This is a genomic window from Haloactinomyces albus (assembly GCF_031458135.1).
GTDB classification, from domain to species: Bacteria; Actinomycetota; Actinomycetes; order Mycobacteriales; family Pseudonocardiaceae; genus Haloactinomyces; species Haloactinomyces albus.
Map to the genome: position 1 here is coordinate 2,417,941 of NZ_JAVDXW010000001.1, position 15,182 is coordinate 2,433,122.

The window sequence follows — 15,182 nt, forward strand, 5'->3', positions numbered from 1 at the left end:
TTTGGTGGGAGCGTACGCCCTGTTACTCGTCGGTAACCACCAGGGCGGCACTCGCGGTGGGAACAGAGGGTGATTCTGCGAGACAGTGCGGTGAAAAGCCAGTTGGGTCATGGTGCGATTTTCACCACGCCTACCGCTGTGCAGCGGCCGGTTCCGCGCTGGTAGACACCACCCGCGCTGCTGCCTTGTCTGCGTGGCGGGAAACGCAATCTTCGGCGCCGTACAGCATGCACGGCAATCACGGCCGGTCGACGGCGGCGGCTCCAACGGTTTCGCCGGCCCGCTGCGACCGGAGAGTTCGCAGTCTTGCGGAAGCGTTTCCCCGCAGGCCCTGCGGTCCCGGCAGCGGAAGTGCGTGCGGGCCGGATGCGACCACCGGGAGTATCCTGAAAACTGGTGCAGTCGTTCAGGTTTTTCTGTTCGAGTGCGGGCCTGGCATTGGGAGGACCAGTTGGTGTACATGGTGTTGGCGGCGGCGATCCTGTGCGAGGTCGTCGGCACGGTCTCGCTGAAATTCATCGACGGCCTGAGCAGACCATTACCCCTGATCCTGGTGATCCTCGGATACGGATCGGCCTTCGTTGCCCTGGCCAGCGTGCTCAAAATGGGCCTGCCGGTCAGCGTCACCTATGCCATCTGGTCCGGGGCCGGTGTCGCCCTGGTCGCCGTCATCGGTGCTGTCTTCCTCCGGGAAAGCATCACGCTCGTGCAGGTGGGCGGTATCGCGCTGATCGTCGGTGGTGTGGTCGCGCTGGAGTTGGGAGGCGCGCATTGACGGCGTCGAGTGGTACGTCCCGATCGCAGGCCGGGGCGCAGGAGTCCGGGCCGCAGGAGTCCGGGCCGCAGGCCGAGCGGAGTCGTGACGGCCGGCGGGCCAAGGGTGAGCGCCGTCGGCGCGCGATCATCGACGCGACACTCCGGGTCATCGAGTGCGACGGGATCTCCGGCGTCAGCCACCGCAACATCGCGCGTGCGGCGGAAGTGCCTCCGGCCTCGATCGCCTACTACTTCGACAACATCGACGACCTGTTGGTGGCGACGCTCCTCGACAGTTGCGAAACGTTGATCGCCGAGATGCACCGGCTCCCCGACGCGGTGGCCGACGACAGCTCGCGATGGGTGTCGGCCACCGCGGCGATGCTGGCGAACATGGTCCGCAATCACCGCGGACGCACGATCGCCGAGTACGAGCTCTACCTGCTCGCAGCGCGCCGACCGGCGCTGCGCTCCGCGGCACGCCGTTGGATCGAGGCCGCTTCGGGGTATGTCGGCGCCGGTGCGGAGGGCTCCGAGGGCGCGGCAAAGGCGCTGTTCGCGGTGATCGACGGTTTGCTGCTGCAGGCGCTGATCGCCGATGAAACACCGGGCCCGGAGTACTTCGAACCCGCACTGGCCTATCTCGTGCGGCCAGCGCATCCATAGTGCACCGGCCGCACCCGCGATCACATTGAAGCATCAAATCATCAATTACGTCGTGCTCTGATGTATGAGAACGACCGTCACCCTCGAAGACGAGCTTGCGGTGTTGCTGGGGAAGCGGCGAAGCGAGCGTGGCCAAATTTTCCAGGAAGCACTCAACGAGGCACTGCGGAATGGTCTTGTCGAACATGCCGCAAGTCCCATGCCCGGCCGGAGGGCCGCTGAATACGAGTTCAAGAGCTTCGATCTCGGCCGTCCGTTGATGGAGAACATGGACAACGTTCACGAGGTTCTCGCCGCTGTGGAGGGCGAGGACCATCGGTGAGCTATCTCGTCGACGCAAACCTTCTGGTCCATGCGATCAACCAGCGTGCGTCCGCGTATCGACTCGCGCACGAGTGGCTTGCCGAGCAACTGCCCGGGCCGGTCCGCACTGTGGGTATCCCCTGGCAGAACGTACTGGCGTTCCTCCGGGCGTGACGCACCCCAAGCTATTCGAAACACCGCTTTTGCCCGCCGAAACCGGTCCGGGGAACTTCCGGGGCGACTCGGGGACACCCCGGATGTGGTCGCGCCCGTGCCTGCGTAGGTTCGCTCGTGACGGTGGACGCAAGGGGGCGGACATGGCTCGTACGGGACTGGCGGTCGGTGGGGTGCTTCTCATTCTGGCCGGTATATCGGTGCTGACCTGGGGAGGTTCCGACAGCGCCGAAGTCCGCACCACGGCTTTGGGTGACATTCGCGGTATCGAGATCGACAGCGGCAGCGGTAGTGTCGATGTGCGGTACGAGCCCGGTGCCGAGGCCGTGGTGCAGCAGCGGGAGCACCGCTGGTGGGGTGGTTGGTGGGCCGACGATTCCAAGCCGAATCACAGCGTCGCCGACGGCGAACTGCTCCTCGACACCCACTGCGGTTGGAACTGCACTGTCGACTACGTGGTGACCCTGCCGAAGCGAGTACCGGTCACCGGCGAGCTCGGCTCCGGCTCGCTCGGGATCGCGGGCATGTCCTCGGTGGATGTCGAGGTCGGTGCCGGCTCGGTCCTGGTCCGCGAGGTGTCGGGGCCGGTCACGGCCCACACCGGATCCGGTGGGATCGAACTCGTCGACATCGCCGGGAACATCGAGGCCGATACCGGCAGCGGTTCGATCGAGGGCCGGGATCTGCGCGGAGGTGACATCACGGCGCACACCAGCTCCGGCGGTGTCACGCTCGACCTGCTCTCGCTCCGCTCGGTCGACGTGGACAGCGGCAGCGGACGGATCGAGCTGACCGTGCCGCGCGGTCCCTACCGGGTCGACGCGGAGACCGGCAGCGGCTCGAAGGAGATCGACGTCGGCCGCGCCCCGGCGGCCGAACGCAGCCTGACACTGTCCACCGGCAGCGGCGGAATTCACGTCGACCGCGCCTGAGCGGTGGTGGCTCCCGGGGCGAGCAGGACGTAGTGGCTTCCGGCAGGACCGCATGCCCTGTGCCGCTGGCTATTGCCCTGCCGAGGAAATATTCATCGCAGGTCAGGCGTTGCACAGGCAGAAAGATTGAGCCTGCTGTACTCAACCCCGGTTTGACGTCCGGGTGGAGTCGGCGGTAAAACTTGAGTCGTGAAGGCTCAGGGCCGATGAGCCCCGGAGCATGTACTGCAAGAAGCTGGAGGAACTTCCATGTCGCGAGCGGTCGGTATCGACCTGGGGACGACCAACTCCGTCGTTTCCGTCCTCGAGGGCGGTGAATCGACGGTGATCGCCAATTCCGAGGGCTCGCGGACCACTCCGTCCACCGTCGCCTTCGCCAAGAACGGCGAGATCCTCACCGGTCAGCCCGCCAAGAACCAGGCGGTCACCAACGTGGATCGCACGATCCGGTCGATCAAGCGCCACATGGGCACCGACTGGAAGACCACGATCGACGAGAAGGAATACACCCCGCAGGAGATCAGCGCCCGCGTGCTGATGAAGCTCAAGCGGGACGCCGAGGCCTACCTCGGCGAGGACGTCAGTGAAGCCGTGATCACCGTCCCCGCCTACTTCGAGGACGCCCAGCGGCAGGCCACCAAGGAAGCAGGCCAGATCGCCGGCCTGGACGTGCTGCGCATCGTCAACGAGCCGACCGCCGCCGCACTGGCCTACGGCCTGGACAAGGGCGAGAACGAGCAGACCATCCTGGTCTTCGACCTCGGTGGCGGTACCTTCGACGTCTCCCTGCTGGAGATCGGCGAGGGTGTGGTCGAGGTCCGCGCCACCAGCGGTGACAACCACCTCGGTGGTGACGACTGGGACGAGCGCATCGTCGAGTGGCTGGTCGAGAAGTTCAAGAGTGCCAACGGCATCGACCTGACCAAGGACAAGATGGCGCTGCAGCGGATCAAGGAAGCCGCCGAGAAGGCGAAGATCGAGCTGTCCAGCTCCTCGCAGGCCAACATCAACCTGCCCTACATCACCGTCGACGCCGACAAGAACCCGCTGTTCCTGGACGAGACGCTCTCCCGCGCGGAGTTCGAGCGGATCACCTCCGACCTGCTGGAGCGTGCCCGCAAGCCGTTCGAGTCGGTCCTCAGGGATGCCGGTATCAAGGTCGACGACATCAACCACGTGGTGCTCGTGGGTGGTTCCACCCGCATGCCCGCGGTCACCGACCTGGTCAAGAACCTCAGCGGCAAGGAGCCGAACAAGGGCGTTAACCCGGACGAGGTCGTCGCGGTCGGCGCCGGCCTGCAGGCCGGCGTGCTGCGCGGTGACGTCAAGGACGTCCTGCTGCTCGACGTCACGCCGCTGTCCCTGGGCATCGAGACCAAGGGTGGCGTGATGACCAAGCTGATCGAGCGCAACACCACGATCCCGACCAAGCGTTCGGAGACCTTCACCACCGCCGACGACAATCAGCCGTCGGTGCAGATCCAGGTCTTCCAGGGTGAGCGCGAGATCGCCGCGCACAACAAGAAGCTCGGCATGTTCGAGTTGACCGGACTGCCCCCCGCCCCGCGTGGCGTGCCGCAGATCGAGGTCACCTTCGACATCGACGCCAACGGCATCGTCCACGTCCAGGCCAAGGACCAGGGCACCGGCAAGGAGCAGTCGATGACCATCACCGGTGGCTCCGCGCTGCCGAAGGAGGACATCGACCAGATGGTCGCCGACGCCGAGGCCCACGCGGAGGAGGACAAGAAGCGCCGCGAGGAGGCCGAGACCCGCAACCAGGCCGAGTCGCTGGTCTACCAGACCGAGAAGGTGCTCAAGGACAACGACGAGCAGCTTCCGGACGAGACCAAGCAGAAGGTCCAGGCGGCGATCGACGAGGTCAACGAGGCCCTGAAGGGCGAGGACACCTCCGCGATCTCCTCGGCGGTGGAGAAGCTGGCCACCGAGTCGCAGTCGCTGGGTCAGGCCCTCTACGCCGACGCGGGCGCAGGCGCCGCGGGCGCCGGTGCCGATGCGGGCGCAGCCGGGGACACCGGTGAGGCCACCTCGGGCTCGTCGAGCTCCAGCGCGGAAGAAGATGTGGTGGACGCCGAGGTCGTCGACGACGAGGACGAGAAGAAGAAGTGACCCCGAACAGGCCAGACAACGCGGACAGGTCGAACGCACCGCAAGAGCAGGGCGAGCAGGAGCCCGTGGTGGTGCGGGACCGGCGCCGGATCGACCCGGAAACGGGCGAGCGCCGGTCCCCGGCCGAAGGGGACGAACCGACTCCGGCCGACCGGCCGGGCGGGGAGGTTACGGAGAGCATGTCCGGAACGTTGGACGACGAGCTCGTCCAAGTGGCAGCCGAGTCCGGCGAATCCGGGGACACCGGCGAGCAGGACGACCTGCAACGGCAGGTGGACGAGCTCACCGCGGATCTCAAGCGGGTCACCGCCGAGTACGCCAACTACCGCAAGCGTGTCGAGCGCGATCGGGAGTCGGTGATCGAAGGCGCGAAGGCCTCCGTGGCGGGTGAGCTGCTCACCGTGCTCGACGACATCGAGCGGGCCGACTCGCACGGTGATCTCACCGGAGCGTTCAAGGCGGTGGCCGACAAGCTCACCGACTCGCTCGGTGGTGCGGGTCTGGAGTCCTTCGGGCAGGAGGGCGACGAGTTCGACCCATCCGTGCACGAGGCCGTGCAGCACGCCACCTCTCCGGAGGTGTCCGGGCCGACGGTGACCATGGTGATGCGCCGCGGTTACCGACTCGGGGAGAAGGTGCTGCGGCCCGCGATGGTCGCGGTCACCGATCACGAACCGGAGGAGTCCGGCGGCCAATCCGCCGCTGAGGAACAGCCTGTCGTGGAACAGCCGGGCGCCGACGAATCCGGCGGCGATTCGGCACGAGAAGGCTGATCTTCAGCGAGAGGAGGGACGTCCGGTGAGTGCAAGGGAATGGCTGGACAAGGATTTCTACGCCGAACTGGGCGTCTCTTCGGACGCTTCGGCGGACGAGATCAAGAAAGCTTACCGGAAGTTGGCTCGGGAGAATCATCCCGACGCCAACCCCGGTAACTCTCGTGCGGAGAACAAGTTCAAGGCCGTCTCCGAAGCCTACGGCGTGCTGTCGGACCCGGAAAAACGCAAGCAGTACGACGAGGCACGCTCGTTGTTCGGTTCCGGCGGGTTCGGCGGTGGCGTCGGTGCCGGTGGCCGCGGTGGTTTCGGCGGTCCCGGCGGAGCAGGTGGCCCCGGTGGAGCGGGCGGATTCGACCTCGGGGATCTCTTCGGAGGCGCCCAGCGTGGTGGCTCCGGTGGCCTCGGGGACCTGTTCGGCGGACTGTTCGGCAATCAGCGTGGCGGTGGAGCGACGACCGCGAACCGTCCGCAGCGGGGCGCCGACGTCGAGACCGAGGTTCGTATCGACTTTACCGAGTCGGTGCGTGGGGCCACGGTCCCGCTCCGGCTGTCCAGCCCCACGACGTGCGCCACGTGCCACGGCTCGGGCGCACGTCCGGGGACTCGTCCGCGGACGTGCTCGAACTGCTCGGGCGCGGGCCTGGTCACCCGGAATCAGGGTGCTTTCGCGTTCAGCGAGCCCTGCCCCGACTGTCGCGGGCGGGGCAGCATCATCGACAACCCGTGTCAGGAGTGCCGCGGTGAGGGAGTCAGTACCAGTACCCGGACGCTGACCGTGCGGATTCCGCAGGGAGTGTCCGACGGACAGCGCATCCGGCTGGCCGGGCAGGGTGAACCCGGACGCCAGGGTGCGGGCTCCGGAGACCTCTATGTCGTGGTGCATGTGCGCCCACACCAGGTGTTCGGCCGCTCCGGGCATGATCTGACGATCACCGTTCCGGTCACCTTCCCCGAACTGACGTTGGGTGCGACATTGACTGTGCCCACACTCGACGGGAAGGTGTCCCTGAAGGTCCAACCCGGCACGAGCAGTGGTCGCACGCTGCGGGTGCGTGGCAAGGGCATCGGCAAAAAGGACGGTGGAAGCGGGGATATGCTGGTCACGTTGCAGGTGGCTGTTCCGTCCAAACTGGATGACAAGGCGAGTGCGGCGCTGGAGGCGTACGCGCAGGCCACCGCCGAGCACGATCCGCGCGCCGAGCTCCACGAACTGCTCGGAGGATCGGCATGACCGGAGAGCAGTGGCCCCGAGGAGCCGGTGTCACGATCGGATTCCCCCCGGGAGCGACCGAGGACACACCGGTGTTCGTCATCTCGGTCGCGGCCGAGCTTTCCGGACTGCATGCTCAGACACTGCGCAGCTACGATCGTCTGGGGCTGGTCTCGCCCGGCCGTACCCCGGCTGGCGGTCGGCGTTATTCGGCCAAGGACATCGCCGTGTTGCGAGAAGTGCAGCGCCTGTCCCAGGAGGAAGGTGTCAACCTCGCGGGCATCAAGCGGATCATCGAGCTGGAGAACCAGGTCGATGCTCTGCGGGGACGTGTGCAGGAGTTGATGGAGGAACTCGCAACCGCACACGCCGCCGCGGAACAGGCGGCGGCGCAGGTGCATGCTTCCTACCGCCGCGATCTCGTTCCGGTGCGGCAGGAGACGGCACTGGTGGTCTGGAAACCGAATCGCAGGCGCAGGCGCTGACTCGGTGATTTTTACAGTTTCGCGCGAAACTGCATTTTTCTATGTGCGGTTTCGCGCGAAACTGCATTTTTCGGGCGGGTCAGTCCGCGGTGCGGTGCGACCCGGCCACCGACCGGAAGGTGACGCCGAACCGGTTCCATGCGTTGATCGTGGCGATCGCCGTGACCAACGCGACGAGCGTGCGATCGTCGTAGTGTCGACAGGCCTCGTTCCAGACCTCATCGGACACACCCTCCGGGCCGAGCCGGGTCGCCTCCTCGGTCAGGGCGAGGGCTGCTTGCTCGGCTGAGGTGAAAAACGGTGCCTCGCGCCAGGTGACCACGGAGAACAGCCGCTCATCCGTTTCCCCCGCTGCCTTCGCGTCGTGGCTGTGCATGTCCACGCAGAAACCGCAGCCGTTCATCTGGCTGGCTCGTAATTTCACCAGTTCCAGTGTGGCTTTCGGCAGCGTGCTTTGGTTCAGGTACTTCTCCAGGCCGACCATTGCCGTGTAGGCGTCCGGATCGGCTTCGATGGACAGGCGAGCGTTCATCATTGCCCCTTTTCATTCCGTTTCATTCCGGCACGCGCATGCGCGCGCGAGCTTTTCCGGGTGTAGAACGATGTCGATGGCGGTGATCCGGTCGTCGCCGATGGTCGGTGCGATCACCGAGGTCAGGTACTCCCCGTTGAACTTCAGCAGCCCTGCCGCACCGTTGACTCGGGCAGGCCACAGCTCGGTGTCGGGTTGCTTGCGGCTGATCCCGGCCAGGAAACGAGCCACCTTGCCCGCGCCCCGGACAGGGTGCCGGGCCGCCGTGACCACTCCGCCGCCGTCGCTACGCAGGACGATGTCCGGGTCGAGGAGATTCAGCAAGGCGGTAGGGTCCGCACCTTCGCACGCAGCGGAGAATGCCCGCACCACTTCGCGTTGCCGGACCGGATCGGCATCGAACCTCGGTGTGCGGCCCCGCACCTGTTTGCGGGCACGCGCGGCGAGCTGGCGAACCGCAGCGGTACTGCGCCCCACGGCTTCGGCGACCTCGGTGAAGGGAAGCCCGAAGACATCGTGCAGCACGAAGGCGGTCCGCTCGGCTGGGGACAGTGTCTCCAGCACGACGAGCACGGCCATGCTCACCGAATCGGCGAGCGCGGCCCGATCGGCAGGATCCGTATCGGCGGATTCGACCAGAGGATCGGGCAGCCACGGACCGACGTAGTCCTCCCTGCGCTTGCGCGCGGAACGCATCACGTCCAGGGCGAGTCGCGAGGTGGTGACCACCAGCCAGCCGCTGGTGTCGTCGATCTCCGCCGATGCGCGGCACAGGCGCAACCATGCTTCTTGCACGACGTCCTCGGCCTCGCCGAGATCACCGACGATGCTGTAGGCGATGCTGAACAACCGTTGTCGTTCGTGGAGAAACCGTTCCGTCGTCCCGTTGTCCCTGTCGTGCACACCTATAGGACGACAGAGCGCTCCGGCGGTGTGACATCGCTGCGGCGACATCCGGTGTGTTCTCGGTCACGGAAGCTGTGTTGTGTACCCGGCGCCGGCGCCGGCGATTTTTACAGTTTCGCGCGAAACTGCATTTTTACCAGTTCAGTCCAGAGTGAACGGGTCGTAATGGATCCGATCGAGCGGTGTGCCTGCAACGAGCATTCGTGAGACGGTGCCGCGAATCATCGCAGGCGAACCACTGACCAGTACGTCATGTTCGGACCAGGAACCGTGTCTGGTGACGGCATCGGCGAGTGTGCCGTGCTCGGCGCCCTGGGCGTCCGGATCGTTCTCCAGTACCGGAGTGATCGTCAGCCAAGGATTGCTCATGGCCAACCGCTGCAGGTTTTCCAGATCGTGGAGGTCCTCGCGGGTCCGTCCACCGTAGAAGACCTGTACCTGCGGGTTGTTGCCGTACTGGGCGAGTTCGTCGAGGATCGCGCGCATGGGAGTGAGCCCGGTGCCGCCTGCGATCATCAGCACACTTCGCTCGGAGTGCCGGTCCACGGAGAGGCGCCCCATCGGTGCACCGATGCGCCACTGGTCACCCAGGGCGGAGTGGCCGACGATGGCACGGCTGACCCAGCCGCCGGGCACGCTGCGGACGTGAAATTCCAGAATCCCGTCGTCTGCGGGAGCGTTGGCCGGAGTCAGGTAGCGCCACAACCTGGGGCGCTGCGGCACTTCGATGCTGACGTACTGACCGGGCTGGTGGGGAACCGGTTGATCGGGCTGAACCCGGACCACTGCCACGTCCCAGCTGATTCGCTCATGGTGGATGACCTTCCCGGTGTACCAGGCAGGTCCCTCGTCGTTGGCGGCGGCTTCGGTCATGGCCGAAGCCATCACTGTGTAGGCCTCGGCCCAGGCGTGCTCGACGTCTTCGGTCCAGGTGTCACCGGCGTATTTCTTGATGGCGGCGAGCAGTGCGGTGCCGACGGCCTCGTAATGATCGGCCACGACACCGAACTTGCGGTGATCCCGACCGAGCTGGTGCAGGAACGGCAGTAGCTCGTCGGGGCGGTCCACCATCTGGATGAAGTGCACCAGGGCGCGCAGCAACCTGCTGCGCTGCACTTCCATGTTCACCGGGAACAGCTCGCGGGTGGCGGGCGAGAGGCTGAACAGCATGCCGTAGAAGAACTGCGCGACCTCTTCGGTGTGCGGCTCGACCACGGCCCAGCTTTCGCGGATCAGGCGGACCATCGTGCTCGCCCCGGGCGACACGTCGTCATTCGGGGACGGTTCGGGGTTCAAAACGGCGTTCGCTGTCATGGTTCGCGCGCAGTCTTCTCCACGTTGGCGGGCGTACCTGTACGGGCACGCCGTCTCCGATATCTGTCCCCCGACATGAGAGACCCTAACGTGTATTCGGGCGAATGTAGCTCATATGCCACTTTCGGGTAAGTCGCGGTTACTCGGTGCCGGTATTCGGTCACTCTGGAGAGTGATAATCGGTTCCCGAGGCTGCCGGGATGACCCACATAGTGGTTTGCGGGGTTCGGGCGTGGCACGGTGTCCGTCGTGATCTCCGATCGCCACCCCTCCCCCGATCCGCTCCCGCCGACCGGCACGGCGACCGCCGATCTCCTGGAACTGGAGATCGCCGACTCGCCCACTCCGGTTCGGGAGCACGCCACCCGTCCGATGATCCGGCCTCCGAGTCAGGAGGCACCGGCCACCCGGCGGATCACACCGGCAGCTTCCGCAGACCTCCGATCTCCCGAAAGTGTCGGCCTTGAGGACCCGCTCGGAGGGCACGAACGGACCGTGCGCCTGCACGAGCCCGGATCGTCCGGCGAGCATCTGCTGCAATGCGCCTACTCCAGCGAGCAGCGAGCCAAGCGGTTCTACGATGAGCAGGTTCTGGATCACCTCAATTCGGCCATGAAGGAGTTCGTCGCGCGAATGGAAATGATGTTCATTTCCACCGCCGATGCTCGAGGCGAATGCGACTCCAGCCTGCGTGCCGGCCCGTGTGGCTTCATCGAGGTGCTCGACAGCCGACACCTCGCCTATCCCGAATACCGGGGCAACGGCGTGATGGCCAGTCTGGGCAACATCAGCGAGAATCCGCACATCGGGATTCTGCTGGTGGACTTCGTCACCGACCTCATCGGCCTGCACGTCAACGGCAAGGCCCGCATTGTCGAGGACCCCGACCTGCGTGCGATCCACCCGCAGTTGCCCACGGATTTCGAGCGGGGCCGCACCCCCGAGCGCTGGGTGGTCGTCCAGGTGGAGGAGGCCTACATCCACTGCCGCAAACACATCCCGCGGATGGAGCCGGCCCAGCGGCAACGCGCTTGGGGAACCGACAATCCCAAGCGCAAGGGCGGTGACTACTTCGCGGCCAAGGGGACGCCCAGGCCCTGGCATCAGACGGAAACTCAGCGGTCTTAGGGGCCTTGGCTGCAAGCTCGCGCGGGCGGTGGCTCATCGCCCGGTGGGCAGGTGGTCTCCTGTTTCGCATGTCCGGACGGGCACACTGGTGTCGAGCATCGGCTCGACGGGTGGAGGGACAGGTCTTGAGCGACCAGGGCCAGTACGACGAGAGTCGGCGTAGTGCGGCGGACGCGATCGAGCGTGAGTTGGCGATGATGTTCCGGCGTGCGCGCAAGCTGTCCCTGACCGCGGCAACGGAGATTCATCCCGACCTGGACCCGGCCTCGTACAGCCTGTTGCTGCTCGTGGACGACGCGGGTTCCCTGCGCGGCATGGACGTGGCCGATCGGATGGGGCTCGACAAGTCCACTGTGAGCAGGCAGATCGCCACCCTGGTAGCTCTGGATCTGCTGGAACGTGTGCCGGATCCCGACGACGGCCGCGCCCGGCGCATTCAACTGTCCGAGGAGGGCAGGAGCAGATTGACCGAGTTTCGCAGGCAGCGAAGCGAGAGCCTGCACGACGAGTTCGCCAACTGGTCCACCGATGACCTGCGGGAGTTCGCACGCCTGCTGTCGAAGCTGAATACTCCGTCCTGATTTCGGTACGGGTCCGTGTCCTTTGTCATACGTGGAACTCATCCAGAAAGTTGCCTTTAGCAACTAAACAAATTATAGTTGCATGCAGCAACCAAGGAGATGGCTACATGGAACCGGATCCCGCAACCTGCGGTGAGCTCCTCGGTCCACTGCGAGCGCTGATCGGACTCAAGCAGCTCGCCTCTCACTGGGGAGCCTCCCAAGGTGACGACGCACTGCCCTACGCGGCGGCAGGCCTGCTCGGTGAACTCGTGCACTGCGGGGAATCCCGCGCTTCCGAGCTCGCCCAGCATCGGATCGTCGACGCGTCGGTGGTGAGCAGACAGGTGGCCCAGCTCGAGCAGGCCGGACTGATCACGCGCAGATCGGCGCCGGACGACCGGCGGGTCTCGCTACTGAGTGCCACGCCCGAAGGGAAGCAGGCCTTCGCCGAACTCGAACGGGAAAAAGAAGAGTGGCTCAGCCACGCACTGCGCAACTGGAGCGATTCCGAAGTGCGGCGACTCACGGACCTGCTGCAGGCGGCCTCCCGCGATCTGCGCAGCGCCGCACACGAGCTACTGGACCACACCGACAACTCGACGAAGGAAGGAGCCCGATGACGACCGCAACAGGTCAACGGACGGTGCCGGATGACGCGGCCCCGAACAACGCGGCCTCCGAGCGCCGCGAGCCGCAGTCATCGGGCTCACCGATGACGCGCAGCCAGGTAAACAAGGCGATGGTGGGCCTGATGCTCGCCTTGGTCGTGGCGATCCTGAGTTCGACGATCGTGTCGAACGCACTGCCCGTCATCACCGCGGACCTGGGGGGCACGCAGGGCCAGTACACCTGGGTGGTCACGGCGATGCTGCTGACCGCCACGGCCACGACACCTCTCTGGGGCAAGCTCTCCGACCTCTACAGCAAGAAGATGCTGTACCAGCTGGCGATCACCATCTTCATGCTCGGCTCGGTGCTGGGCGGTTTCGCTCAGTCGATGGCGATGCTGATCGGTTTCCGTGCTCTGCAGGGCATCGGGATGGGTGGTCTGCAGGCTCTGATCCAGGTCGTGATCGGGGCGATGGTCTCGCCGCGTGAGCGTGGGCGCTACAGCGGTTACATCGGTGCGGCCTTCGCGGTCGCCACCACCAGCGGACCTCTGCTGGGAGGTCTCATCGTCGACACATCGTGGCTCGGCTGGCGCTGGTGCTTCTGGGTGACGGTGCCGATCGCGGTCATCGCGTTCATCGTGCTGGGCAAGACGCTGAAGCTGCCCGTGATCAAGCGGGATGTCTCCATCGACTGGTTCGGCGCCTTTTTCCTGGTCGGTGGCGTGAGTTTGCTACTGGTCTGGATCTCGCTGGCGGGTAAGCAGTTCGACTGGCTCTCGGTGCAGACGGCGGCCTACGTCGGGGGCGGTGTCCTGGCACTGATCGTCGCGCTGGTTATCGAGTCGAAGGTCCGCGAGCCGATCGTGCCGCTGGGGATGTTCCGCATCCCGACGGTCAGCCTGGCCATCATCGCGATGGTCTCCGTGGGCACGGCGATGTTCGGTGGTGCGGTCTTTCTCGCCCAGTACTTCCAGATCGGCCGTGGCTACACGCCCACGCATGCGGGTCTGATGACACTGCCGATGGTGCTCGGACTGTTCGTGTCCTCGACGGTCTCCGGGCAGGTCATTTCCCGCTGGACCGGCAAGATCAAGCCGTTCCTGATCGGCGGCAGTATCGTGCTGATCATCGGCATGGGGCTGCTGAGTACCATCGACGCGACGACCGATCTCGTGCTGGTGGGCTGCTATCTGGCGCTCATGGGGACCGGTGTCGGTTGCCTGATGCAGAACCTCGTGCTGGCGGTCCAGAACAGCGTGGGCACCAGGAACATGGGGTCGGTGACCTCGGTGGTCACCTTCTTCCGCACTCTCGGGGGGTCGGCCGGTGTCTCCGTGCTCGGCGCGGTGCTGGGCATGCGGGTGACCGATTACGTCCGCGAGGGGATCGCCGAAATCCCCGGGGCACCGAGTGGTGGCGCCGGCTCCGGGGCAGTGTCCCTGGACGTGCATAGCCTGCCCGCGCCGATCGAGAACATCGTGCGCAACGCGTACGGCATGGGCGTGGGGGACCTCTTTTCCATCACGGCTGGTATTTCCGTGATCACACTTATCGCGGTTCTGTTCATCAAGGAGGTTCCGTTGCGTACCACGGTCGAGTCCTCGGAAGAGCGCGCTGAGGCCACAGCGGGTGACGATCAGCAGCACAATGTGGATAACTCCGGTGAGACTGTGGACAACCGGGTGGAGGCCGTGGCTGCTGTGCGTGGCAGAGAGGCCGAATCCCCCCACGTTGTGCCCGTGGTCGGCGGCGCTGCGCACACCCCGGGCGGAGCTGCGGGGAAACCTGTGGACAACTCTGTGGATGATGCGCGCGGTGAGCCACGTGATCGCTGGTCAGCGACGGACACGACGAACGGCCGTCCGGCCGACGGCGGCTCTCTCGCTTCCGGTATGTCTCTCGGAGGAGCGTTGCCCCCCGGCGAGGGCGGCGGCGGTGTGTTCGTGCACGGACTCGTGCACGGTCCCGGTGGCGATCCGGTCTCGGGTGCGGTGCTCACGCTGACCGACTCCGGTGGGCGCCAGATCGATCGCACCCGAACCGGTGAGGACGGCCGCTATCGGTTGACCCCCGACAGTGGCGGTACCTGTGTCCTGATCGCCTCCTCCGGCCAGTACCAGCCCTCCGCGTCGATGGTTGCGATCGCGGATCGACCGGTGCGTCACGACGTGGAGCTTTCCGGAGCCGCGGTCCTGTCCGGCACGGTGCATGTGGGCACGATGCCGGTATCCGGGGCGACGGTCGTGCTGACCGATGTACGGGGCGAAGTCATCGCCGCCGGCATGACCGATACCGCGGGCGGCTACCGACTGCTCGACCTGCTCGGCGGCTCGTATGCGGTCACCGTGACCGCGGAGGGCCACCGGCCGATGGCCACTCAGGTCACTCTCCCCGACGGGCAGGAGACCACCGTTGACGTGCCGCTGCAGACGGGCACACGGTTGTCCGGCGTGATCCGCTCGGCGAGCTCGGGGCACGCCGTGCCGGAGGCGCAGGTGACCCTGCTGGATTCCTCCGGCGGTGTGGCCGCGTCCATGATCACCGATGCCGAAGGCTCCTACACCTTCACCGACCTGCCCGGCGGTGAGTACACGGTGATCGCCACCGGCTACCCACCGGTTGCGACATCCCTGAAGATCGAAGGCGAGGAGCTCTACCACGACATTGCCCTCGGCCATTCGTGAAAGGAAGGACGG

The 15,182-nt window shown here is 65.9% G+C and carries 16 protein-coding genes; 13 read left to right on the top strand and 3 right to left on the bottom strand.

Annotated features, from left to right (window positions below; all coding sequences use genetic code 11):
* The first annotated feature begins 451 nt into the window (after positions 1 to 451).
* The 9 genes from JOF55_RS11330 to JOF55_RS11370 all read left to right on the top strand — a co-directional run bounded on the left by JOF55_RS11330 (position 452) and on the right by JOF55_RS11370 (position 7,432).
* On the top strand, positions 452 to 775 hold the full coding sequence (locus JOF55_RS11330) for a DMT family transporter (RefSeq protein ID WP_374727457.1): 324 nt from the start codon (positions 452 to 454) through the stop codon (positions 773 to 775).
* Positions 772 to 1,422, top strand: coding sequence for a TetR/AcrR family transcriptional regulator (locus tag JOF55_RS11335; protein ID WP_310273313.1), 651 nt, complete (start codon positions 772 to 774; stop codon positions 1,420 to 1,422). The genes JOF55_RS11330 and JOF55_RS11335 overlap by 4 nt, the downstream gene beginning before the upstream one ends.
* Before the next feature lie 64 nt (positions 1,423 to 1,486).
* Entirely contained in the window at positions 1,487 to 1,744 is a 258-nt protein-coding gene (locus JOF55_RS11340; protein ID WP_310273315.1) for a hypothetical protein, read from the top strand.
* On the top strand, positions 1,741 to 1,899 hold the full coding sequence (locus JOF55_RS11345) for a hypothetical protein (RefSeq protein WP_310273319.1): 159 nt from the start codon (positions 1,741 to 1,743) through the stop codon (positions 1,897 to 1,899). Before JOF55_RS11340 ends, JOF55_RS11345 begins: the two co-directional genes overlap by 4 nt.
* Positions 1,900 to 2,042: 143 nt before the next feature.
* Positions 2,043 to 2,831, top strand: coding sequence for a DUF4097 family beta strand repeat-containing protein (locus tag JOF55_RS11350; protein ID WP_310273323.1), 789 nt, complete (start codon positions 2,043 to 2,045; stop codon positions 2,829 to 2,831).
* Between the two features lie 249 nt (positions 2,832 to 3,080).
* A complete protein-coding gene (dnaK, locus tag JOF55_RS11355) occupies positions 3,081 to 4,961 on the top strand; it encodes a molecular chaperone DnaK (RefSeq protein ID WP_310273326.1) in 1,881 nt (626 codons plus the stop codon).
* Positions 4,958 to 5,734: a nucleotide exchange factor GrpE gene (gene grpE, locus JOF55_RS11360; protein ID WP_310273328.1), complete on the top strand. Its 777-nt coding sequence runs from the start codon at positions 4,958 to 4,960 to the stop codon at positions 5,732 to 5,734. Before dnaK ends, grpE begins: the two co-directional genes overlap by 4 nt.
* A 25-nt stretch (positions 5,735 to 5,759) precedes the next feature.
* Positions 5,760 to 6,968: a molecular chaperone DnaJ gene (gene dnaJ / locus JOF55_RS11365; RefSeq protein WP_310273330.1), complete on the top strand. Its 1,209-nt coding sequence runs from the start codon at positions 5,760 to 5,762 to the stop codon at positions 6,966 to 6,968.
* Positions 6,965 to 7,432 carry a heat shock protein transcriptional repressor HspR gene (locus tag JOF55_RS11370; protein WP_310273332.1) on the top strand — a complete coding sequence of 156 codons (468 nt, stop codon included), beginning with the start codon at positions 6,965 to 6,967 and terminating at the stop codon, positions 7,430 to 7,432. Before dnaJ ends, JOF55_RS11370 begins: the two co-directional genes overlap by 4 nt.
* Positions 7,433 to 7,511: 79 nt before the next feature.
* Here JOF55_RS11370 and JOF55_RS11375 read toward each other — a convergent pair whose 3' ends face one another.
* From JOF55_RS11375 to JOF55_RS11385, 3 genes are all read right to left on the bottom strand, one after another.
* Positions 7,512 to 7,964 (bottom strand): carboxymuconolactone decarboxylase family protein, encoded by a 453-nt coding sequence (locus JOF55_RS11375; protein ID WP_374727458.1) that lies wholly within the window; start codon positions 7,962 to 7,964, stop codon positions 7,512 to 7,514.
* A 12-nt stretch (positions 7,965 to 7,976) separates the two neighbouring features.
* Positions 7,977 to 8,867, bottom strand: a complete 891-nt coding sequence (sigJ, locus tag JOF55_RS11380) for an RNA polymerase sigma factor SigJ (RefSeq protein ID WP_310273338.1) — start codon at positions 8,865 to 8,867, stop codon at positions 7,977 to 7,979.
* A 144-nt stretch (positions 8,868 to 9,011) separates the two neighbouring features.
* Complete coding sequence (locus JOF55_RS11385; protein ID WP_310273340.1) at positions 9,012 to 10,184, bottom strand: globin domain-containing protein; 1,173 nt, start codon at positions 10,182 to 10,184, stop codon at positions 9,012 to 9,014.
* A gap of 249 nt (positions 10,185 to 10,433) precedes the next feature.
* On the opposite strand from JOF55_RS11385, the gene JOF55_RS11390 reads away from it, so the two are divergent.
* The 4 genes from JOF55_RS11390 to JOF55_RS11405 all read left to right on the top strand — a co-directional run bounded on the left by JOF55_RS11390 (position 10,434) and on the right by JOF55_RS11405 (position 15,170).
* Positions 10,434 to 11,312: a pyridoxamine 5'-phosphate oxidase family protein gene (locus JOF55_RS11390; protein ID WP_310273343.1), complete on the top strand. Its 879-nt coding sequence runs from the start codon at positions 10,434 to 10,436 to the stop codon at positions 11,310 to 11,312.
* Between the two features lie 125 nt (positions 11,313 to 11,437).
* Positions 11,438 to 11,893, top strand: a complete 456-nt coding sequence (locus JOF55_RS11395) for a MarR family winged helix-turn-helix transcriptional regulator (protein WP_310273346.1) — start codon at positions 11,438 to 11,440, stop codon at positions 11,891 to 11,893.
* Positions 11,894 to 12,000: 107 nt separating this feature from the next.
* Entirely contained in the window at positions 12,001 to 12,495 is a 495-nt protein-coding gene (locus JOF55_RS11400; protein WP_310273349.1) for a MarR family winged helix-turn-helix transcriptional regulator, read from the top strand.
* Positions 12,492 to 15,170: an MFS transporter gene (locus JOF55_RS11405; protein WP_310273351.1), complete on the top strand. Its 2,679-nt coding sequence runs from the start codon at positions 12,492 to 12,494 to the stop codon at positions 15,168 to 15,170. The genes JOF55_RS11400 and JOF55_RS11405 overlap by 4 nt, the downstream gene beginning before the upstream one ends.
* Positions 15,171 to 15,182 lie beyond the last annotated feature (12 nt).

Coding starts and splice junctions, on each gene's coding strand:
- JOF55_RS11340 (WP_310273315.1), top strand. CDS start 1,487: ATGAGAACGACCGTCACCCTCGAAGACGAGCTTGCGGTGTTGCTGGGG.
- JOF55_RS11350 (WP_310273323.1), top strand. CDS start 2,043: ATGGCTCGTACGGGACTGGCGGTCGGTGGGGTGCTTCTCATTCTGGCC.
- dnaK (WP_310273326.1), top strand. CDS start 3,081: ATGTCGCGAGCGGTCGGTATCGACCTGGGGACGACCAACTCCGTCGTT.
- JOF55_RS11370 (WP_310273332.1), top strand. CDS start 6,965: ATGACCGGAGAGCAGTGGCCCCGAGGAGCCGGTGTCACGATCGGATTC.
- JOF55_RS11375 (WP_374727458.1), bottom strand. CDS start 7,964: ATGAACGCTCGCCTGTCCATCGAAGCCGATCCGGACGCCTACACGGCA.
- JOF55_RS11385 (WP_310273340.1), bottom strand. CDS start 10,184: ATGACAGCGAACGCCGTTTTGAACCCCGAACCGTCCCCGAATGACGAC.
- JOF55_RS11400 (WP_310273349.1), top strand. CDS start 12,001: ATGGAACCGGATCCCGCAACCTGCGGTGAGCTCCTCGGTCCACTGCGA.
- JOF55_RS11405 (WP_310273351.1), top strand. CDS start 12,492: ATGACGACCGCAACAGGTCAACGGACGGTGCCGGATGACGCGGCCCCG.